Raw genomic sequence first — 20,723 nt, forward strand, 5'->3', positions numbered from 1 at the left:
ACAGGCCCCGCATCGAAGCCAACGGGCTCACCAGGCGCTTCAGCGGCGTCACCGTCGTGGATGGCGTCTCCTTCCTCGTGGAACCGGGACAGATCCTCGGCCTCATCGGCCCCAACGGGGCCGGCAAGACGACCCTGTTCAACCTCATGTCCGGCGTGCTCAAGCCCGATGCCGGGCGTCTCGTGGTGAACGGCGTCGAGGCGACCGGCCTTCCGCCCCACCGCCTCGCCCGGCTGGGCCTGGTGCGCACCTTCCAGCTCGCCCGCGAGCTGGACAAGCTCACGGTCCTGGAGAACGTGCTCCTCGCCGCCCCCGCCAATGCCGGCGAGCGGCTGACGGGCGCGCTCTTCCATCCCGCCGCCGTGCGCCGCGACGAGCGCGCCGCCACCGAACGGGCCCGCGAGGTCCTGGCCCAGGTCTCGCTCTCGGACCACGAGGCCAAGCCCGCATCCAATCTCTCGGGCGGGCAGAAGAAGCTGCTGGAGCTGGCGCGCTGCCTGATGGCAGGGGCGGACACCATCCTCCTCGACGAGATCGCCGCCGGCGTGGCGCCGCATCTGGTGGAAGAGATCGCGCTGCTCATTCAGCGTCTCAACCACGAACACGGCAAGACCTTCGTGATCATCGAGCACAATATCGGGTTCATCCGCGCCCTGGCCTCGCGCGTGGTGGTGATGGCCGCCGGCCGCGTGCTCGCGGAGGGCAGCTTCGCCCACGTCTCCGCCAATCCCGCCGTCATCGAATCCTATCTGGGACAGGCCGCATGACCCTGCTGCGCCTTCAGAACCTGCGCGCCGGCTATGGCGGTGGCGACATCGTCCACGGCGTCGATTTTGAGGTCGCCCCCGGCGAGATGGTCGCCCTCGTGGGGCCGAACGGAGCCGGCAAGTCGACCCTGCTCAAGTCCATCGCAGGGGTGGCGAAGGTGACCGGCGGCACGCTCACGCTGGACGGCCGGGACCTGGCCCCGCTCTCGCCGGCGGCCCGCGCCCAGGCCGGCGCAGTCTTCATGCCGCAGGACCGCAACGTCTTCCGCACCCTCTTGGTCAGCGAGAACCTGTCGGTCAGCGCCTGGGGCTGCAAGGACATCGCGCAGCGGCGCGAGGAGGTGACGGCGCTGCTGCCCACCCTGCGCCCCTACATGCACAAGCGGGCCGGCGGCCTGTCCGGCGGCCAGCGGCAGATGGTGGCGCTCGCCATGGCGCTGATGGCCCGCCCCCGGGTGCTGCTGGTGGACGAGCCCACCGCCGGCCTTTCGCCCCTGCTGGTCGGCGAAATGCTGGACGTGCTGCGCCAGCTCGCCGCCGCGGCCGCCCTCGGCATCCTCATCGTCGAGCAGAACGCCCGCGCGGCCCTTGAGCGGGCGGACCGGGCCCTGGTCCTCGTGGACGGCCGGGTGGTCCGGGCCGGCAGCGCCGCAGTTCTGGCCCAGGAGCCCGACTTCGGCGCTCTCTTCTTCGGAGAGGCTGCCTGATGCAGATGTTCATCAATGCGCTTGCCACCGCGGCCATCCTCGCGCCGGCGGCGGTCGCCTTCACGCTGATCTTCACCTTGTTCCGCTACGCCAATTTCGCGGCCGGCGGCTTCGTCACCGTGGGCGCCTTCGCCGCCTGGACGCTGAACGCACCCCTCGGCCTGCCGCTCTGGGCCGGGGGTGTGGGCGCCATGGGCGTGTGCGCCGGCGCTGTGGCCCTCAGCGACCGGGTGGTCTTCCGGCCGTTGCGCGGGCGGAGCGGCGGCACGCTGCTCCTCGTGTCCATCGCCTTGTCCTTCGTGATCGAGAACATCGTCCGCTTCTGCTTCGGCGCCCAGGTGAAGGGCTTCGACCTGCCGCTCACCGGTCCGCTGATGTTCGCCGGCCTCCGGGTGCCGAAGGAGACTCTTGCGGTCATCGCCATATCGCTGGTGGCCACCCTGGCCGTGGGCGCGCTGCTCACCTTCACGCCCATCGGCCGGGCCCTGCGGGCGGTGGCGGACAATCCGTCCCTCGCCAATGTGCGCGGCCTGCCGGTGCCTGGAGTGGAAGCCTTCGGGGTGATCGTCGCCGGCGCCCTGTTCGGCCTGTCGGGCACGCTCGTGGGCGTGGACCTTGCCATCGATCCCAACCTCAACTGGGCCATCGCCATTCCGGTGATCGCGGCGGCCATCGTCGGCGGGCTCGGCTCGCCGCTGGGAGCGGCGATCGGCGCCGTCGTGATCGGCCTCGCGGAAGAACTCACCGCTGCCCACTTCACGCCGACCTACAAGGGCGCGGTCGGCTTCGTGGTGATCGCCCTCGTGCTGCTGCTGCGCCCCCAGGGCCTGCTGGGCATCGCGGTGGATCGAAAGTAAGCGCCATGGATGCCTATCTCGTCGCCATCCTCACCATTGCCGGGATCTACGTCATCCTGGCGCTTGCCCTGAACCTGCAGTTCGGGCTCACCGGCCTCGTCAATTTCGGCGTGGTGGGCTTCTTCGGCCTCGGCGCCTATGCGAGCGGCATCGCCACCGAGAGCTTCCACGCCCCCTTCGTCGGCGGCCTCGCCGTGGCCATGGCGACCGGGGCGGTCGCCGGGGGGCTGCTGGCGCTGCTCTGCCTGCGCCTGTCCGGCGATTTCCTCGCCATCGTCACCCTGGGGTTCGCCGAAACCGTCCGGCTCATCTTCAACAACGAGGACTGGCTGACCGGCGGCCCCAAGGGACTGCTCATCATGACGCGCCCCGTCCTCGCCGATTTCGGGCGCACGGCCAATGCGTGGATGGTGCTCGGCGTCGTCCTGGCCGGGGTGGCCGTCACCCTCGCGCTCATGCTGCGCTTGGCCGGAACGCCCTATGGCCGGGTGCTCCGCGCCATCCGCGAAGACGAACTGGTGCCGGCCACCCTGGGCAAGAACGTCTTTGTCTACCGCCTCCAGTCCTTCGTGATCGGCAGCATGCTCATGGCCGCCGCCGGCTCGCTTTATGCGCACTACGTGCAGACCATCACCCCCGACAATTTCACCACCCCGGTGGCGATCCTGGTGTGGATGTCGGTCATCGTCGGCGGGCCGGGCAACATGCGCGGCGCCGTGGTCGGGGCGCTGGCCGTGGTGACCATCTACGAGGGCAGCCGGTTCCTGACCCCATGGCTCGGCTTCCTTGATGCCGAGCAGGTGTCGGCGCTGCGCTTCATCGTCATCGGCACGGTGCTGATCCTCGTCATCCGCTTCCGCCCCGAGGGGCTGCTGCCCGAGCCCCGGCACACCCCCGTCATGCCCGCCACCCGCCGCCCCGCACTGAAAGGATAATGGTCATGGACGTCACACGCAGGCTGTTCCTCACCGGATCGACCCTCGCCGTCGCCGCGCCGGCGCTGCTGCGCCACGGCCTCGCCCAGTCCGAGCCCATCAAGATCGGCAGCCTCGTGCCGCTGTCCGGCGGTGGCGGACCTTACGGGCCGGAGAAGGTGCAGGCGCACAAGGCGGTGGTTGACCTCGTGAACAAGCAGGGCGGTGTGCTCGGCCGCCAGGTGGTGCTCATCTCCGAGAATTCCGAGACCAATCCCGAGGCTGCGGTGCGCGCCGCACGCAAGATGATCGACGCCGACCGGGTCAGCGCCATCATCGGCACCTGGGCCTCGTCCGTGACGCTCGGGATCATGCCGCTGTGCCAGGAAGCCAACGTCGTCCAGATCTTCACCGGCTCGTCCGACACCCTGCCGAACGGCGACAAGAAGGGCCTGTGCTTCAACCTGCAGCCGCTCAACAAGGCCTGGTCCGTGGCGCTGGCCGATCTCGCCGCCAAGCGCGGCGAGCTGAAGATCGCCTTCGCCGGCCCGAAGAACGACTTCGCGGCCTCCATGGGAGAGAGCTTCAGCAAGGCTTTGGAGAAGGTGGGGGGCAAGATCGTCGGCGAGCCGCTCTACTACAATCCGAACCAGGTCTCCTATCGCGCCGAGGCGGAACGCCTGATCAATTCCGGGGCGCCGGCCCTGTTCCTCGCCGGCTATGTCACCGACCTCACGCCGGTGTATCGCGAGCTGGTGCGCGGCGGCTACCAGGGCAAGGTCTTCGCCTTGTCCTTCGCCGTCGGCCCCCAGTTCAAGCAGGCGGTAGGTACCGCCGCCAACGGCATCCTGCACGGCTCGCCCGTGCCGCCGGTGGGCAAGGACACCTACGACGCCTACCTCGACCTCGTGGGTCTCAAACCCAATGGGCAGGTGCAGAATCCGTATGGATGCGCCGCCTATGACGAAATCAACCTGCTGCTGCTCGGCATCGCCAGCGCCAGGTCCACGGAAGGTCCAAGGATCGCCGAGCACATCATGAAGGTGGCGAACGGCCCCGGTGCGCGCGTGACCACCTTCGCGCAGGGCGCCAAGCTGCTGGCGGAAGGCAAGGCCATCAACTACGACGGCGCCAGTTCCTCGGCCGACTTCCTGCCCAACGGCATGCTGAAGAGCCGCGATTTCGCACTCTATGAGATCGAGGGCGACAAGGACGTGCTCCTCACCACCACCACCTCCGACGCCGAGCAGTGACACCGGGCGCGTCCGGCGGGCGCGGGCTCTATGACGGAGTGAGAGGGTGGTCCACATCGCCACTGCAGCCAGCCCTGCCAGGCTCACAAGTTACCGGTTGACGCCTCCAGACCGCACACGCTAGCGTCATAAGCGACGGTTCCCGCAAGGGATCAAAAGGGAACGCGGTGAGTCGGGCAACCGGCGATGCCGCGGCTGCCCCCGCAACTGTAAGCGGCGAGTCCTCTGCCATCAGCCACTGGGCCTCACGGTCTGGGAAGGCGGCAGGAAGGACAATGACCCGTGAGCCAGGAGACCTGCCGTCAGCCGTGGTCACGCGCGAGCACATTGGGCGGGGTGTCCTGATGGTGGTTGATCCCGGCGGCTTTCTTGCCGCGGGGATGCCTCGTTCGCGGTGACGGACCACTCGTCCCGCCGAGGCCTCATGCCTGCCGCCCTCCCCTGCCCGACTGCCGGCGCCGCGCGCGCCGTTCGCATCCCATTGCGTTGCGCCAAGTTGCACCTCGCCCCCGGGCGTCTCGCTCCCGCGCTTCTGCTGCTTGCCTGCGCCAGCACCCCCGCCCTGGCCCAGTCCACCGACGACCAGAACGCCATCGACCTGCCGGAACTGGTGGTCAGCGCCACCGGCATCCCGACCCCGGAGAACGAGGTCGCAAGCTCGGTCAGCGTCGTCACCGCCGAGGATATCGAGCGCCGCCAGCAGCGCACCCTGCCCGATGTGCTCCAGTCCCTGCCGGGGCTCAATGTGGTGCAGACCGGCGGGCCGGGCGGGCAGACCTCGGTGTTCATCCGCGGCACCAATTCCAACCACGTGAAGGTGCTGATCGACGGCATCGACGCCGGCAATCCCTCCACGCCCAACGGCGCCTTCGATTTCGGGCAGCTGCTGGCCACCGACCTGGCCCGCGTGGAGGTGCTGCGCGGCCCCCAGAGCGGCCTCTACGGCTCGGACGCCATCGGCGGCGTCATCTCGGTCACCACCAAGAAGGGCGACGGGCCGGCCAAGGTCACGGGCCATGTGGAGGGCGGCGCGCTCGGCACCTTCAACCAGGCGGCGGCGCTGAGCGGGTCCACGGACAAGCTCGCCTATTCCTTCAACGTCACGCATTTTTCGTCCACCGACATTCCGGTGACGCCACAAAATCTGGTGCCGTTCGGTTACCCCACCCATTCCAACGCCTACGACAACTGGACCTATTCCACCCGCCTCGACTATCAGGCGGCGGATGCGCTCGCGGTCAATTTCATCGCCCGCTACATCGACAGCCGCCTCGCCTTCACGCCGGACACCTATCCGCCGCCGACCTATGAGGGCATCCCCGCGGCGGAAACCTCCACCAGCCTCGCCAGCATGTTCTTCACCAAGGGCGAGGGGGTGTGGAACGCGTTCGACGATCACCTCGTCACCACCTTCGGCGCCAGCGCCATGACCACGTCGAACCCCACCTCTGGCCCCAACACCGCGGTGAACGGGCAGTATGAAGGCGACCGGCAGATCTATTACTTGCGCTCGAACCTTGCCCTCGCGCCGGGGCAGAACCTGCTCATGGGCCTGGAGCGGCGCAACGAGGGGATGACCTCCCGGACCGCCTATACCGAAATGGACGCCTCCACCGGCAACACCGGCGCCTATGGCGAGGTCCAGGGCTCCCTCGGCGAGCGTTTCTTCGGCGCGGCCAACATCCGCTACGACGATGACGACACCTTCGGCGACCACACCACCTTCCGCCTCGCCCCCGCCCTTCTGTTCCCGGAGACGGGAACCAAGCTGAAGGCGAGCTACGGCACCGGCTTCAAGGCGCCCTCGCTCTACCAGCTCTACGCGCCCTATTACGGCAATGCCGAGCTCAAGCCCGAGGAGAGCACGGGCTACGATGCCGGCTTCGAGCAGCAGCTGTGGGGCGGGCGGGTGACCTTCGGCGCCACCTATTTCCACAACGACATCACCAACCTCATCAGCTATGATCCCGCCACCTACCAGAACGTCAATATTTCCAGCGCCACCACGCAGGGCGCGGAGACCTTCGTCGCGGTGGCGGTGACAGACCGCATCGATGTGCGGGTCGACTACACCTACACCCATGTGGTGGGCTACATGCCGGTGGGCCAGCCGTTCGGCGCCGCCTGCGCGCCCATCGACATCACCTCCTGCACTCCGCTGCGCCGCCCCAATACCAAGGTGAGCGTGACGCTGGGCTGGCGGCCCACCGACGAGCTCGACCTCTCGGCGAGCCTGGTCTACGCCTCGTCCTGGTGGGACATCGTGCGGCTCACGGCGGATTACATCGACCAGCCGGGCTATACGGTGGTCAATATTGCCGCCAACTACAAGCTCACCACCCATGCCATGGTATTCGCGCGCATCGACAATTTGTTTGACCAGACCTACGAGAACCCCAACGGCTTCCTCGCTCCGGGCTTCGGCGCCTATGGCGGGCTCCGGCTCACCTATTGAGGACGGCATGAAACAGCTGGCGGCGGCGCTCCTCGTCCTCATGCTCTGCGCCAGCGCCGCGCAGGCCAAGCCCGCGCGCGTCGCCTCGCTCAACCTCTGCGCGGACGAACTGGTGCTGCGCCTCGCGGACCCGGGACAGGTGGCGTCCGTCACCTTTCTCGCCCGCGATCCCCGCAGCTCCAACGTGGCGGCCCTGGCGCAAGAGGTGCCGGTGAACCGGGGCCTGGCGGAAGAGATCGTGCCGCTGGCGCCGGACCTCGTCATCGTCGGCGCCTTCACCACCCGCACCACCACCGCCCTGCTGCGGCGCCTCGGCCTCGATGTGCTGGAGCTGGGCGTGCCGCAGACCCTGGACGAGGCCTATGCCCAGATCCGGCTCGTCGCCGCGCGCCTCGGCACGAAGGCGCGGGGCGAGGCGCTGGTGGGGCAGATGGAGGCGGCCTTTGCCCGCCTGCCGCCACCGGTGGCGCGGCCGCCCTCGGCCATCGTGCTGCGGCCCAACGGCTTCACCGCCGGCCGGGGCTCCCTGCCCGGCGAGGTGATGGCCCGGGCCGGCCTCGACAATCTGGCGGCACGGCTCTCCACCGACCGCCTCGGCCAGCTGTCGCTCGAAGAGGTGGTCTGGGCCCAGCCCGACGTGCTGGTGGTGAACGCCGCGCCCGACGCGCCGCCTTCGCTGGCGGACGATCTGCTCACCCACCCCGCGCTCGCATCCTTCCGCAGCACGGGACGATCCGTGGCCCTGCCCATCCGCCTGTGGGCCTGCGCCGGACCCGAGCTGGCGCAGGCGGCGGAGCGGCTGGCGGAGGCCGCGCAAAGAGCAATGGAAGGGGCGACCCAGGCAGCGACACAGGCGACGGCGCCCGACGCCCCGCACGGGGCGCGCCCGTCGGCGCCAGCCTTCAGCCGACCGGCGATCCAAGCCGCCATGCCCGCCGTGCCGGCACCGGCGGCCCGATGACCGTTCCCCCCATGTCCCACACTCTGCTGATCGCCGCCCTTTGCACCGGCGTGGCCGTGCTGCTCGCCGCCTCCGTGGCGGTGGGCCGTGCGCCCATCGACCTTGGAGCCGCGATCGCCGATCTCGCCGCCGGGCGGCAGACCCTGCCGGCCCTGGTGCTCGCCGAGCTGCGCCTGCCGCGCGCCATCCTCGGGGCGGCGGTCGGTTTCAGCCTCGGCATCACCGGCGCGGCGCTGCAGGGGCTCATGCGCAACCCGCTGGCCGATCCCGGCGTGGTGGGCGTCTCGGGCGCGGCGGCGCTGGGCGCGGTGGTGGCCTTCTATTTCGGCTTCTCCTCCGCCTTCGCCCTGGCCCTTCCGCTGGGCGGCCTCATCGGCGCGGGGCTGTCGACCGCCTTCCTGCTGACACTGGCCGGACGGGGCGCGGGCACCGCCACGCTGATCCTCGCCGGCGTGGCGCTGAGCAGCCTGTCCGGCGCCCTCACCGCGCTGGCATTGAACCTCGCCCCCAGCCCCTATGCGGCGCTGGAGGTGGTGTTCTGGCTCATGGGCTCGCTGTCGGATCGCAGCCTCGCCCATGTGGCGCTGGCCCTACCCTTCATGGCGGTGGGCTGGGCACTGGTGCTCACCACCGGCCGCGCCCTCGATGCGCTGACCCTCGGCGAGGATGCGGCGGCGAGCCTCGGCTTTCCCCTGCGCCGGGTGCGGCTCCTTGTCATCGGCGGCACGGCGATGGCTGTGGGGGCGAGTGTAGCGGTGGCAGGCGCCATCGGCTTCGTGGGCCTCGTGATGCCCCACCTCATGCGGCCCTTCGTGGGCCATCGGCCCGGACGCTTGCTGCTGGCGAGCGGGCTGGCCGGCGCGGCGCTGACGCTGGGGGCCGACATCGCGGTGCGGCTCATTCCGACCCGGCCCGAGCTGAAGCTCGGGGTGGTCACCGCCCTCATCGGCGCACCCTTCTTCCTCGCCTTGCTGCGGCACCTGAAGGTGGACGGCGAATGATGCTGGAGGCGCGCCACATCAGCGTCAAGCGCGGCGGCGCACTGGTGGTGCGCGACTTCTCCCTCGCCGCGCGGCCGGGCGAGATGCTCGGCCTCATCGGCCCCAACGGCGCGGGCAAGACCAGCGTGCTGCGCGCCCTCGCCGGCCTCGATCCGCTCGCCTCCGGCACGGTCACCTATGGCGGGCGCACGGCGGACGATATCGGCCGTCGCGCATTGGGCCGCACCCTCGCCTATTTGCCGCAGAATGGGCGCATCCACTGGCCCCTCCCGGTGGAGGAGGTGGTGGCGCTGGGCCGGCTGCCCCACGGCGCCGCCGGCGTGGATGCCGCCGCCGAACGGGCCATGGATGCGGTGGAACTGGCGCCCCTGCGACGACGGTCCGCCGGCTCCCTCTCCGGCGGCGAGCGGGCCCGCCTGCTGCTCGCCCGCGCGCTGGCGGTGGAAGCCCCCGTGCTGCTCGCCGATGAGCCGGTGGCGGCCCTCGACCCCTACCACCAATTGCAGGTGATGGAGCTGCTGCGCGCCACCGCCCGCGCCGGCACCGCGGTGGTGGCGGTGCTGCACGACCTCACCCTCGCCGCCCGCTTCTGCGATCGCCTCGCCCTGATGAAGGGCGGCGGACTCATCGCCGAGGGTCCGCCCGCCGCCGTGCTTACGGCGGATCGCGTCGCCGAGGCCTATGGCGTCACGTTGGAGCGCGGGGAATTCGGCGGGGAGCCCTTCATCCTGCCCTGGCGCCGCCACGACCGGGCGCCCGACCGCAAGGAGCCCGAGGCATGACCCCAAACCCGATGATCCAAGATCCGATGATCCAAGATCCATTCGACGCCCTGACGCGCCACGCGCTCGACCCACGCACCGGCTGGAGCCTCGGCATCTTCGGCGCCATCGCCGAATTCATGCGCGATCCCGGCGAGGCGGCCGCCATCGAGACCGGGGCGGATGTCCTGACGGTCGTCACGGCGCGCGGCGGCCTTGCGGTCCGGCGCCATCCCGCCACGGTGCTCGTGGATTACGCGATGCCGTCCCGCCACGCCGAGCGGCGGGTGCGGGCGCGCGCAGCCTGCCTGCCCGAGGGCGCCGCCGCCCGCGCCGGCCGCGGGGTGGTGACGCGGATCGGCCCCGACACGGACGCCCTGCGGGAGGAGGATCGCGACGCCCTGCTGTTCGATCTCGGCCTCGGCCTTGCGAGCGTTGAGACCTGCGTGCGCACCCGTGCCCCGGCTCTGATTGCCGCGCTGAGCGCCGCCGAAGGAACGCCCGCCTTCGTGGCACCCGGCCTCATGGCGGCGATGGTGGAGCACAGCCCGCACCGCGTGTTCGCCTCCGCCCTCGGGCGCATCGAGGTGTTCCAGCCGATCCCTCCGCCCGGAGGCGTCAGCCCCGACGGCCCGCACACCCATGTACTGCCGAAACTCATCGCCCACGGGCGCACCCATGGGGCCAGCGTTCCCATTCCGGAAGGGCTGGTGCCGTGCCTGTCCGTCCACCCGACCCCGGAGGCGTAGGCCGGCGTCCGTGCTCAAGGTGACGGAACGCTCACGGAACCGCCCGACGACCTGCCCGTCGCGTTCGAGGAGATGCGCCTCCCTGCCCGGAAAGGTGCCGGTTCGGTGGGGGTGAAGATCGAACATCAGGACGGGCCCGTCCGCATCCGGCTGGGAGGTCCGTCGTGGAGCCGGGACCAGGCCCGGCGGAACTGCCGGGTCGAGGCAAAACCCGCGCGCTCGGCCACATGCTCCAGGTCGAGGCGCGAGCCGATGACAAGTTCCCGCGCCAGCGCGACCCGCATCCGGTTCACATATTCGGTGACGCTCATGCCGGCATGAGCGTTGAACAGGCGGGAGAGATTGCGCGGGCTGGTCACGGCGATACGGGCCAGCGCCTCGACCGACCAGTCGCGGGCCGGGTCGGTGGCGACCGCATCCTGCGCGCGGTGGATGGCGGGGTGAATGTGGTTGCGGCCCTCCAGCCAGGGCGAGAGCTGGGGGTCGGCGCCGCCGCGCCGCAGATAGACGACCAGATAACGGGCGACCGCCAGCGCCGCCCCATGGCCGGCCTCCCGCGCAACGATATGGAGCATCAGGTCGATGCCGGCGGTGATACCGGCGCTGGTGAGGCGCTCGCCATCGTCCACATAGAGCCGGTTCTCGCGCACCCGTGCGGTGGGCGCGAGACGCACAAGCTCGCCGATGGTGGCAAAATGCGTCGTGCATTCATAGCCTTCCAGCAGTCCGGCGCGGGCTGCCAGCAGGGCGCCCGAACAGATGGAGACGAGCCGCACGCCGGGCCGGATCACACCGGCGAGCCACGCCACGATGGCGGCCTCCAGCGGCGCATCCTCCATCCGGCAGTCCGGCGCGGCGCCGACAGGCTGGTCGGCGGCGCCGGGGATCACCACCAGGGCCCCGTCAGGAAGCGTCTGCGGAAGCGGCGCGATCCCGGCCAGTCCGAGGCCGATGGAACTGCCCACGCCCGGCGACGGCCCCACATAGGTGAGGCCGAAGCGCACCGCCGCCTGCGCGGCATTGGCCTTTCGCAGCACCTCCATGGGTCCGGCGATATCCAGCAGCAGCGCGCGCGGCGGCACGACCATGACGACGGGAATCTCCCGCGTGCGCTGAGCCGGGTCGGTCATGCGGCGATCTTGTCCCCGGCGTCCGACAGCGCCTCCTCCACGGTGGCGATGCGGGCGAAGCGCCCGGCGAGCACCAGTTCGGTGCGGGCGCGGATCTCGGCGGCGCTCCAGTCGCGGCCGGCGGCATCGGTCATGGGGAAGGTCAGCGTCGCCTCGCCCACGTAATCGACCGTGTAGCCGAGGTCGGATGCGTGGCGCGCCGTGGTCTCGCAGCATTGCTCGGTGCGGATGCCGGAGATGATGACGCGACGGATGCCGTGCGCGATCAACCAGACATCGAGGCCGGTGCCCACCAGCGCGCTGTGCCGGCGCTTGTGGAACACCGCGTCCGGCGCGACACGCAGCGGTTCCAACGTCCGCACCAGGCCCGATGCCTCGGAAAAGGGCCCGTCCTCGGCGGTGTGGAAGACCTGGACGAGGGCAATGCCCGCGTCCCGCGCGCCGTCGATCAGCGCCTGCTGGCGCGCAAGATAGGCGGCGAGGCCATCCTCGGTGAAGAACGGGCGGTGACGGAACGATTCCTGGGCGTCGATCACGATCAAGGCGGTGTCGGCTGCGGACATTGCAGGCATCTCCTAGAACAGGCTTCCGCAGAGCATGGTGCAGCAGAAATAACACCGAAATGCCGATGCCGGACAGGGCTCGGACACTTCACGCCAATCGTGACAGACAAGCTTCCCGCTCGATCGCCGGACCCGGGGGAGAAAATACCGCCCGGCGCCCGCTCGTGGCGCTTGACTATTAGTACATAAAGTCGATTAATTTTATATAGTTTAATTTACAACCGATTCCGGAGATTTCCATGCCGACAGATCCAACGCCTGGCTCGAAGCGCGTGCCCGCCGCCTCCGACGACGTGCGCTCCACCTCGCGTCGCCACCTGTTGCGCTACGGACTTGCCGCGGGTGCCGCGACGGCGATCGGCGGGGTCGGAGGCCGTGTGCTCGCCGCGAACCTGCTCGGCGCGCCGGCCCCCATCGGCGCCGCAATCGACGCGCAATTCCCCCTCTGCCTGACCGCCGCCGACGGCAGCGCGCCCACCGGCCCGCTGCGGCCGCTGAAGCTTGCCTGGAACGCCAGCGCCATCTGCACCGCCTCGGCCCCCGTCGCCAAGGAGACGGGCATCTTCGCCCGCCATGGCCTCGACGTGGACTTCGTCAATTTCGGCAGCTCGACTGAACAGCTGCTCGAAGCCATCGCCACCGGCAAGGCGGACGCGGGCATCGGCATGGCGCTGCGCTGGCTGAAGCCTCTGGAGCAGGGCTTCGACGTGAAGATCACCGCCGGCGTGCACGGCGGGTGCCTCAGGCTGCTCGGCAACGCCGAGGCGGGCATCACCAGCGTCGCCGCGCTCAAAGGCAAGACCATCGCGGTCTCGGACCAGGCTTCGCCGGGCAAGAACTTCTTCTCCATCTACCTGGCCGAGCACGGCATCGACCCCTTCAACGACGTGGAATGGCGCCAGTATCCGCTGGAGGCGCTGCCGCTTGCCATCGACAAGGGCGAGGCGCACGCCCTTGCCGACGCCGATCCGCGGACCTGGATCTGGATCAAGGCGTCCAAGGGCAAGCTGGTGGAACTCGCCACCAACCTCTCGGAGAAATACGTCGACCGCACCTGCTGCATCATCGGCGTCCGCGGCAGCCTGATCCGCGACGAGAAACCGGTGGCCACCGCGCTCACCCGCGCCATTCTCGAGGGCGCCCACAAGGCGGGGACCGACCCGGAACTCGCCGCCCGTGTCTTCTCCGGCTACGGCGGCAAGGGCTCCGAGGAGGACCTCGTGGCCATGCTGAAGAGCCAGGACCACCACCACAGCCCGGTGGGCGCCGACCTCAAGCGGCAGATCGCGCTCTATGCGGACGAACTGAAGCTGGTCCAGGTCTTCAAGCCCGCGACCAACACCGCCCGGTTCGCCGAGAAGGTCTATGCCGACGTGCTGAGCTGAGGGGAAAGACATGACCGACCAGCTTGTCAAAGCCGCGGCGGCAGCGCCCGCCCGCGGCGCCACGGCACGCCCCTCCCTCTGGATCGCGGGACTTGCGGCGGGCGCGGCGTGGCTCGCGGCGGCGGCCTATGCCGGCCTCATGCCCGATGCGGACGATTTCGCCTATACGCGTGAATTCGCGCTGGGCGTCGCGGCGATCGGCGGCCTTCTCCTCGCCGCCAGCCTCGCGGGTCCGGCCGCAGGGCTTCCCTTCAAGTCCCTGCGCCACTGGGGGCCGTGGCTACTGCTGCTGCCCATCGGGCTCATCGCGTGGACAGCCGTCACCGCCAAGCTCGAAATCCTGCCGCGCCCCTTCTTCGTGCCGCCGCAGGCCCTGCTGGAGGTCTATCTCGACGACTGGCCCAAGCTCGGGCTCAGCGTGGTGCATTCCCTGAAGCTGCTCGCCTGGGGCTATGTCATCGGCGCCACCGTCGGCGTCACCCTCGGCGTGTCCATCGGCTGGTGGAGGATCGCTGGCTACTGGGCCCATCCGGTGCTGCGCTTCATCGGCCCGCTGCCGGCCACCGCATGGCTGCCGGTGGCCTTCTTCCTGTTCCCGTCCAGCTGGAGCGCGAGCGTGTTCCTGCTGGCCCTCGCCACCGGCTTTCCCGTCACCATCCTCACCTGGTCGGGCATCGCCTCGGTCAACAAGGATTATTACGACATCGCCCGCACCCTGGGGGCGAGCCAGCGCTTCCTGGTGCTGAAGGTGGCCATTCCCGCCGCTCTGCCCCACGTCTTCGTCGGCCTGTTCATGGGCCTCGGCACCTCGTTCGCCGTGCTGGTGGTGGCGGAAATGCTGGGGGTGAAGGCCGGGCTCGGCTGGTACCTGCAATGGGCGCAGGGCTGGGCGGCGTATGCCAACATGTACGCCGCGCTGCTGGTGATGGCGCTGATGTGCTCCAGCCTCGTCACCTTGCTGTTCAAGCTGCGCGACCATCTCCTCGCCTGGCAGAAGGAACTGGTGCGGTGGTGACAAGACCCCTCTCCCACGCCGCCCCAGCGGTACCCCTGACCCTCGGCCTCGGCGGCATCCGCCTCGACGTGGAAAGCGTGAGCCACCAGTTCGAGTTGGAGGGCGCGCCGCTGCCGGTGCTGCGGCAGGTCAGCTTTTCGGCGGCGCCGGGCGAATTCGTCGCCCTGCTGGGGCCGAGCGGCTGCGGCAAGTCTACCCTGCTGCGGCTGGTGGCCGGCCTCGATCACGCCACCGAAGGCCGCGTGACGGCGGACGGCACCGCGATCCGCGATCCCGATCCCTCGCGCATCCTCGTGTTCCAGGACCCCACCCTCTATCCGTGGCGCACGGTGGAGGCGAATGTCTCCCTGGGCCTGGAGGCGCGTGGCCTGCTGCGGGCGCAAGGGGGCCGGGTGGCGGCCGCCCTCGCGCTGGTGGGGCTCTCGGGCTTCGAGAGCGCCTATCCCCGCCAGCTCTCCGGCGGCATGGCCCAGCGCGTGGCGCTGGCCCGCGCGCTGGTGAACGAGCCGCGCCTGCTGCTGCTCGACGAACCGCTCGGCAAGCTCGATTCGCTGACGCGGATCACCATGCAGGCGGAGCTGCTGAAGCTCTGGCAGGACGCCCGCTTCACCGCCTTGCTGGTGACCCACGACGTGGAGGAAGCTCTTTTCCTCGCGCAGCGGGTCATCGTGTTCAGCGACCGGCCGGCCCGCGTCAAGGCGGACGTCACCGTCGACGTGCCCTATCCGCGCCACCGCGGCGACCCACGCCTTGCCGAACTGCGCCACCATCTGCTCGGCCTGCTGGGGCTCGATGCCACCTGGTGAGGCCACAAGAATAAAAACGGGGCGCCCAAGCGCCCCGTTTTCCATTGTGGACCGTTGGAACCCTGCGCGCCGGGACTACTCCGCCGCCTCGGCGGCGGGTATCCGCCGCGTCGCCGGATGCTCCGGGAACGGCAGGCCGAGATTTTCACGCAGGGTCGTGCCCTCGTATTCCGTGCGGAACAGGCCGCGCTTGCGCAGGATCGGCACCACCTGCTCGATGAAGTCCTCAAGACCTCCGGGCAGATGCGGCGCCATGATGTTGAAGCCGTCGGCGCCGTCCTTGCGGAAGCGCTCTTCCAGCTGATCGGCGATGTGTTCCGCCGTGCCCACCACCTGCCAGTGCCCGCGGGCCCCGGCGATGGAGAGATAGAGCTGGCGAATGGTGAGGTTGTCGCGGCGCGCCGCGTCCAGCACCAGCTGTTGCCGGCTTTTCGGGCCGTTGGTCTCGGGCAGGTCCGGCAGCGGGCCGTCCACGTCGTAGCCACTGAGGTCGCCCACGCCCATCACCGTCGAGAGCAGCTGCAACCCCACCGCCGGATGGATGAGGGATTGCAGCTCCTCGAACTTCTCCTGCGCCTCCGATGCCGTGCGGCCGATGACGGGAAAGACCCCCGGCATCACCTTCACATGGTCGGGGTCGCGGCCGGCGTTCGCCGCGCGGGCCTTGATGTCGGCATAGAAGGCGCGCGCCTCGGCCAGGGTGCGGTGGGCGCAGAAGATGGCCTCGGCGCTGGCCCCGGCGAGATCCCGCCCATCCTCGGACGCGCCGGCCTGCACGATCACCGGATGGCCCTGCGGCGAGCGGGCGACGTTGAGCGGCCCCTTCACCTTGAAGTGCCTGCCGCGATGGTCGAGCACATGGAGCTTGCCGGCATCGAAGAAGTCGCCGGTGACCCGATCGCGGATGAAGGCGTCGTCCTCCCAGGTGTTCCACAGGCCCTTCACCACATCCACGAACTCGCGGGCGCGGTCGTAGCGATCAGCGTGGGGCACATGGTGGTCGAGGTTGAAGTTCCGCGCTTCCTCCTCGCCGGAGGAGGTGACGAGATTCCAGCCGGCACGCCCGCCGCTCATGAGGTCGAGGGAGGCGAACTTGCGGGCGATGTGGAACGGCTCGTTGAAACTGGTGGAGGCCGTGCCGATGAGGCCGATATGGTGCGTCACCACCGACAGGGCAGACAGCAGCGTCAACGGCTCGAAGCCCACGTTGCGCGAGGTGCGCCGTACGGAATCGAGATTGGTGTCGCGCACGCCGAGGCTGTCGGACAGGAAGATGGCATCGAACTTGGCGGCTTCGGCGATGCGGGCGAGGCGCAGGAAGTGATCGACGCGCACATTGGCATTCGCCGGCGCGCGCGCATGGCGCCAGGCCGCCACATGGTGACCATCCGTCATCAGGAAGGCACCGAGCTTGATCTGACGGGCTTTACTCATCTCTCCGCCTCCAAAGGTCGGACTTGGGCGCCTGCGGCCGGCGAGGCAGGACCGGCGAAAGGCGCGAACCGGGGGTGCAGCAGGCCGGACCAAGGGCCGGCCGAAGCCGCAAGGTGGCTCACTAAATCGACAAAATCAATATACTTTATTGGCAGACAATATTCCGTTGCGTCATCGCGTCTGCCCAGGTGGCCATTGGTGGCCGTTCGGCGTGCCGGGCCAGCAAAGCCAAAGCCGAGGGCGCGCCCAGTTCGATCTCGCGTGCGACCACGGCATCAGGCGTTCGTGACGCGTGCGCTTTGCCGCCTCCATCGCCCAGATCCGGACACGCTCGACACCCTTTTTCTCAACCCTCACGGCAGGGGGGAACGAGAGGGTGGACGCACTGTTCCAGGTGCACGGAGCCGGCGCCGTCACGGCTCGTTGGACGCACGCCCTGTTATTTTCTATTATTTTTATAGACAAACTTGATTCATGGGATAGGATATGCGGCGTCCCCCTTGCGAGGCCGCATATCCACGTCGGCCGAAGGACCCCTCCATGGCCGGGCCCACCCTGCACCTCAACGTCAATATCCTGAAAGCGGGCTTCTACAGTTCCGCATGGCGGGCGCCTTCCAGCGATCCCTCGGCCTTCGCCGATGTGGGCCACTACGTGCGCATCGCGCAGATCGCGGAGCGCGGCACGTTCGACGCTGTCTCCCTGGCGGACGTGCCCGCGTTCAGCGACCGACCGGAAAGCCACCACGCCCCGGCATCCGCCGCTTCCTCCCGCGTCGCGACCGGCGCCTGAGACCCCCCTTTTTCCGGCATTGAGGACACGAGGACATGAGCCAGATCGACGACGCATGGGGCGCCGGCCCGACCCCACGCTACGAGGACCTCGCCCAGGCGTTCCGCCCCATCTTCCGCCGCATCCGCGACAGCGCGGTGGAGCGGGAGATCGCGCACCGCCTGCCCCGCGAGGAGATTTCCTGGCTGAAGGACGCCGGCTTCACCACCTTGCGCCTGCCCCAGGACGAAGGCGGCTTCGGCGCCACCTTGCCGGAGCTGTTCAACCTGCTCATCGAGCTTGCCGAAGCCGATCCCAACGTGACCAACGCGCTGCGCGCCCATTTCGGCTTCACCGAGGAAGTGTTGAACTCACCGTTCAAGGACTACCGGGACCGGTGGGTGAAGCGGATTGCGGCCGGGGAGACCTCGGGCAGCGGGTTTTCGGAAGCCGGCGACAACAAGGTGGGTCATTTCTCCACCCGCGTCGTGCGTCATGGCGACACCTGGCATATCGACGGGGAGAAATACTACACAACGGGCTCCCTGTTCGCTGACTGGATCAATCTCGGCGCCGACGACGAGAACGGCGACTTCATCCTCGCCCAGGTGCCCACCAGCGCTCCCGGCGTCACCATCGAGGACGATTGGGACGGCTTCGGCCAGCAGCTCACCGCCTCGGGCACCGCGAAGTTCTCCGGCGTCACCATCTCCAACGACCTGGTGAACCCGCTGCGCAAGCGGTTCCGCTATTCCGTCGCCTTCTACCAGCTCGTCCACCTCGCCACCCTCGCCGGCATCGGCCGCGCCGCGGCGGGGGATGTCGCCCGCCTGGTGAATGCGCGCAAGCGGGTGTTCAGCCACGGCAATGCCGACCGCGTCGGGGCCGATCCCCAGATCCTCCAGGTGGTCGGAAAGGTGCGGGCGAATGCCTATGGCGCCGGGGCCACGGTGCTCAGGGCGGCCGAAGCCCTGCAGCGGGTCTACGACACGCGCGGCACCGACGTGGCGGAGACGCAGGATCTGTCCGTGGCGGTGGCGGACCTCGAAGTGAACCAGGGGGTCACGGTGGTCACCACGCTGGTGCTTGAGGCCACGACCCTGCTGTTCGACGCCCTCGGCGCCTCGGCGGCAAAGCGGGGTGTCGGCCTCGACCGGCATTGGCGCAACGCCCGCACCCTCTCCTCCCATAATCCCCGCATCTATCGCGAGCGCATCGTGGGCGATTTCGCCGTCAACGGCACCTGGCCGCCCGGACCCTATCGCGTGGGCCAGCCGTGAGCCGCCTGAAGTGAAGGGGTGAAAAAGTCTTTCATTTCGATATTTTCCGCCACAACGAGTATTTTCATGACCAAGGCCTATTATTCCCGGGATATTCACGGCCCGTTCGAGACGTTTGACCTGGGCGACTTCGAGCTGGAAAGCGGCGCCACGCTGCGCGGCCTGAAGCTCGCCTATGCGACGTTCGGAACCCTCTCGGCGGACAAAACGAACGCCATCTTGTTTCCCACCTGGTATTCCGGCACGAACAAGATCCTGGAATGGGCCTATATCGGCCCCGGGCGGGCGCTCGACCCGGAGAAATACTTCATCATCCTGGTGAACCAGATCGGAAACGGCCTGTCCTCGGCGCCAAGCAACGCCCCCTCCCCCTTCAACGCGGCCCGCTTCCCTGAGGTGACGATCGGCGACGACGTGCGCGCCCAGCACCGCCTGGTGACCGAGAAATTCGGCATCACCTCCCTCGCCCTCGTCCTCGGCGGCTCCATGGGCGCCCAGCAGACGTTCGAATGGGCGGTCCGGTTTCCCGATGCGGTGCGCCGCGCCGCGCCCATCGCCGGCACGGCGCGCGGCACGGCGCACAACCGCCTGCTGGTGGAGACATTCATCGACGCCATCACCAGCGACCCGGCCTTCGACGGCGGCTGGTACCGGGACGCAGGCGAGGTGCATCGCGGCCTCAGGCGTCACGGCCGGGTCTTCGCCGCCTCCGGCTTCACGCAGGAGCTGTTCAACACGGCGGGATGGCGGGGCCTCGGCTTCTCGACCACGGACGACTTCGTGACCGGCTTCGTGGAGAACCATTTCCTGCCGCAGGACCCCAACAATCTTGTCCTGCTCGCCACCAAATGGCGGAACAACGATGTCGGGCGCCTTGCCGGAGGCGACCTTCCCGCGGCGCTGGCACGCATCAAGGCGAAGACCCACGTCATCGCCATCGAGGAAGACGTGTTCTTCCCCCTGAAGGATATCGCGGCGGAGCAGGCACTCATCCCCAACAGCGCGCTGCGGACCATTTCCTCGGTGTGGGGCCACCTGGCCCTGTTCGGCGTGGACGCCGGATACAACACGGCCATCGACCGGCACCTCGCCGAACTTCTGGCGAACTGACCGAGCCCTCCGCCGCTTCGGCCGGACGCGCCGACGTTCGTACCCCGCGCCCGCTGCCTGCCCGATCTGCCCCGCCTCAAACGCCAAGGATTTGCCATGACCAGCGCCACCGACGCCGTGCTGAAGACCCGGAACGCCACCGCGACCGACGCCCGTCCGGACATTGATCCCTATCCGCTCAGCCCCTATGTCGCCTGGGCCGGGAACCGCAACAAGGACCCGATCCTCGGCGTGTTCAAGGAGCTGTTTCCCACCGCGGGAGACGCCCTTGAACTCGCCAGCGGCGCCGGGCTGCACGTCAATTATTTCGCGCCGCATTTTCCCGGCGTCCGCTTCCAGCCGTCCGACTATGACGTGGACGTGTTCGAAACCATCAAGGCGAAGCGGGCCGACGCCGGCAACGCGAACGTCGCCGATCCCATCCGCATCGACCTCACCGATCCCGCCTCCTGGCCTGCCCCGGAAGACCGGCTGTTCGACGCCATCTTCGTCATCAACATCTTCCAGGTGGCTCCGGTCTCCATCGCCGACGGCATCGCCCACCTCGCCTCCAGGCTGCTGAAGCCCTCGGGCTTCGTGGCCATCTACGGCCCCTTCAAGCTGGACGGGACCTACACCACCTCCTCCAACGAGGCCTTCGACAAGGAGATCCTCGCGGCCGGTGTCACCGAATGGGGCCTCAAGGACGTCCGCGACCTGGAGAAGGCGGCCGAGCCCCACGGCATCGTGCTGAAGCGCCGGATCGACCTGCCGGCCAACAACTTCATCCTGCTGTTCGGCAAAGCCTGAGCGGCGGCCGGCTGG

The 20,723-nt window shown here is 69.0% G+C and carries 20 protein-coding genes and 1 riboswitch; of the genes, 17 read left to right on the forward strand and 3 right to left on the reverse strand.

Features of this window, described 5'->3' with window-relative positions; all coding sequences use genetic code 11:
* The 10 genes from K9U41_RS08320 to K9U41_RS08365 all read left to right on the forward strand — a co-directional run.
* Positions 1-767: ABC transporter ATP-binding protein (locus K9U41_RS08320; RefSeq protein WP_349237838.1), on the forward strand; the 767-nt coding region annotated here is incomplete at its 5' end.
* A complete protein-coding gene (locus tag K9U41_RS08325; protein ID WP_282640377.1) occupies positions 764-1,474 on the forward strand; it encodes an ABC transporter ATP-binding protein in 711 nt (236 codons plus the stop codon). The genes K9U41_RS08320 and K9U41_RS08325, both read left to right, overlap by 4 nt.
* Complete coding sequence (locus K9U41_RS08330) at positions 1,474-2,331, forward strand: branched-chain amino acid ABC transporter permease (protein ID WP_282640378.1); 858 nt, start codon at positions 1,474-1,476, stop codon at positions 2,329-2,331. The genes K9U41_RS08325 and K9U41_RS08330 overlap by 1 nt, the downstream gene beginning before the upstream one ends.
* 5 nt (positions 2,332-2,336) lie before the next feature.
* Positions 2,337-3,266 (forward strand): branched-chain amino acid ABC transporter permease, encoded by a 930-nt coding sequence (locus K9U41_RS08335; RefSeq protein ID WP_282640379.1) that lies wholly within the window; start codon positions 2,337-2,339, stop codon positions 3,264-3,266.
* Positions 3,267-3,271: 5 nt separating this feature from the next.
* Entirely contained in the window at positions 3,272-4,498 is a 1,227-nt protein-coding gene (locus K9U41_RS08340; protein WP_282640380.1) for an ABC transporter substrate-binding protein, read from the forward strand.
* Positions 4,499-4,617: 119 nt separating this feature from the next.
* Positions 4,618-4,816, forward strand: a riboswitch (cobalamin riboswitch).
* Between the two features lie 106 nt (positions 4,817-4,922).
* Positions 4,923-6,953, forward strand: a complete 2,031-nt coding sequence (locus tag K9U41_RS08345; protein WP_282640381.1) for a TonB-dependent receptor plug domain-containing protein — start codon at positions 4,923-4,925, stop codon at positions 6,951-6,953.
* 7 nt (positions 6,954-6,960) lie between these two features.
* Positions 6,961-7,914, forward strand: a complete 954-nt coding sequence (locus tag K9U41_RS08350) for an ABC transporter substrate-binding protein (protein ID WP_282640382.1) — start codon at positions 6,961-6,963, stop codon at positions 7,912-7,914.
* Between the two features lie 11 nt (positions 7,915-7,925).
* Positions 7,926-8,915 (forward strand): FecCD family ABC transporter permease, encoded by a 990-nt coding sequence (locus K9U41_RS08355; protein WP_282640383.1) that lies wholly within the window; start codon positions 7,926-7,928, stop codon positions 8,913-8,915.
* Complete coding sequence (locus tag K9U41_RS08360; RefSeq protein WP_282640384.1) at positions 8,912-9,697, forward strand: ABC transporter ATP-binding protein; 786 nt, start codon at positions 8,912-8,914, stop codon at positions 9,695-9,697. Before K9U41_RS08355 ends, K9U41_RS08360 begins: the two co-directional genes overlap by 4 nt.
* A gap of 26 nt (positions 9,698-9,723) precedes the next feature.
* Positions 9,724-10,425, forward strand: a complete 702-nt coding sequence (locus K9U41_RS08365) for a DUF6925 family protein (RefSeq protein ID WP_282640385.1) — start codon at positions 9,724-9,726, stop codon at positions 10,423-10,425.
* 125 nt (positions 10,426-10,550) lie between these two features.
* Here the strand turns inward: K9U41_RS08365 and K9U41_RS08370 are convergent, their stop codons facing one another.
* Together K9U41_RS08370 and K9U41_RS08375 are read right to left on the reverse strand one after the other, a co-directional pair.
* Positions 10,551-11,555 carry a GlxA family transcriptional regulator gene (locus K9U41_RS08370; protein ID WP_282640386.1) on the reverse strand — a complete coding sequence of 335 codons (1,005 nt, stop codon included), beginning with the start codon at positions 11,553-11,555 and terminating at the stop codon, positions 10,551-10,553.
* Positions 11,552-12,118, reverse strand: a complete 567-nt coding sequence (locus K9U41_RS08375; RefSeq protein WP_282640387.1) for an isochorismatase family protein — start codon at positions 12,116-12,118, stop codon at positions 11,552-11,554. The genes K9U41_RS08370 and K9U41_RS08375 overlap by 4 nt, the downstream gene beginning before the upstream one ends.
* A 239-nt stretch (positions 12,119-12,357) precedes the next feature.
* Here K9U41_RS08375 and K9U41_RS08380 point away from each other — a divergent pair, with 239 nt between their 5' ends.
* The 3 genes from K9U41_RS08380 to K9U41_RS08390 are packed head-to-tail and all read left to right on the forward strand — an operon-like array spanning position 12,358 to position 15,324.
* A complete protein-coding gene (locus K9U41_RS08380) occupies positions 12,358-13,503 on the forward strand; it encodes an ABC transporter substrate-binding protein (RefSeq protein ID WP_282640388.1) in 1,146 nt (381 codons plus the stop codon).
* Between the two features lie 10 nt (positions 13,504-13,513).
* Positions 13,514-14,518, forward strand: coding sequence for an ABC transporter permease (locus K9U41_RS08385; protein ID WP_282640389.1), 1,005 nt, complete (start codon positions 13,514-13,516; stop codon positions 14,516-14,518).
* The gene (locus K9U41_RS08390) at positions 14,512-15,324 is read left to right on the forward strand and encodes an ABC transporter ATP-binding protein (protein ID WP_432715757.1); all 813 of its coding nucleotides are present in this window, start codon (positions 14,512-14,514) and stop codon (positions 15,322-15,324) included. The genes K9U41_RS08385 and K9U41_RS08390 overlap by 7 nt, the downstream gene beginning before the upstream one ends.
* Before the next feature lie 75 nt (positions 15,325-15,399).
* On the opposite strand, the gene K9U41_RS08395 is transcribed toward K9U41_RS08390, so the two are convergent.
* Positions 15,400-16,758 (reverse strand): LLM class flavin-dependent oxidoreductase, encoded by a 1,359-nt coding sequence (locus K9U41_RS08395; protein WP_282640390.1) that lies wholly within the window; start codon positions 16,756-16,758, stop codon positions 15,400-15,402.
* A 540-nt stretch (positions 16,759-17,298) separates the two neighbouring features.
* On the opposite strand from K9U41_RS08395, the gene K9U41_RS08400 reads away from it, so the two are divergent.
* The 4 genes from K9U41_RS08400 (at position 17,299) to K9U41_RS08415 (ending at position 20,708) form a co-directional block, all read left to right on the forward strand.
* Positions 17,299-17,550, forward strand: coding sequence for a hypothetical protein (locus K9U41_RS08400; protein ID WP_349237839.1), 252 nt, complete (start codon positions 17,299-17,301; stop codon positions 17,548-17,550).
* Positions 17,551-17,585: 35 nt separating this feature from the next.
* Complete coding sequence (locus K9U41_RS08405; RefSeq protein WP_282640391.1) at positions 17,586-18,809, forward strand: acyl-CoA dehydrogenase family protein; 1,224 nt, start codon at positions 17,586-17,588, stop codon at positions 18,807-18,809.
* Positions 18,810-18,875: 66 nt separating this feature from the next.
* The gene (locus K9U41_RS08410) at positions 18,876-19,919 is read left to right on the forward strand and encodes an alpha/beta fold hydrolase (RefSeq protein WP_282640392.1); all 1,044 of its coding nucleotides are present in this window, start codon (positions 18,876-18,878) and stop codon (positions 19,917-19,919) included.
* 96 nt (positions 19,920-20,015) lie between these two features.
* A complete protein-coding gene (locus K9U41_RS08415) occupies positions 20,016-20,708 on the forward strand; it encodes a DUF938 domain-containing protein (RefSeq protein ID WP_282640393.1) in 693 nt (230 codons plus the stop codon).
* The last annotated feature ends 15 nt before the right edge of the window (positions 20,709-20,723 follow it).

It is taken from the genome of Xanthobacter autotrophicus, assembly GCF_029991245.1.
Classification (GTDB): Bacteria; Pseudomonadota; Alphaproteobacteria; order Rhizobiales; family Xanthobacteraceae; genus Xanthobacter; species Xanthobacter autotrophicus_C.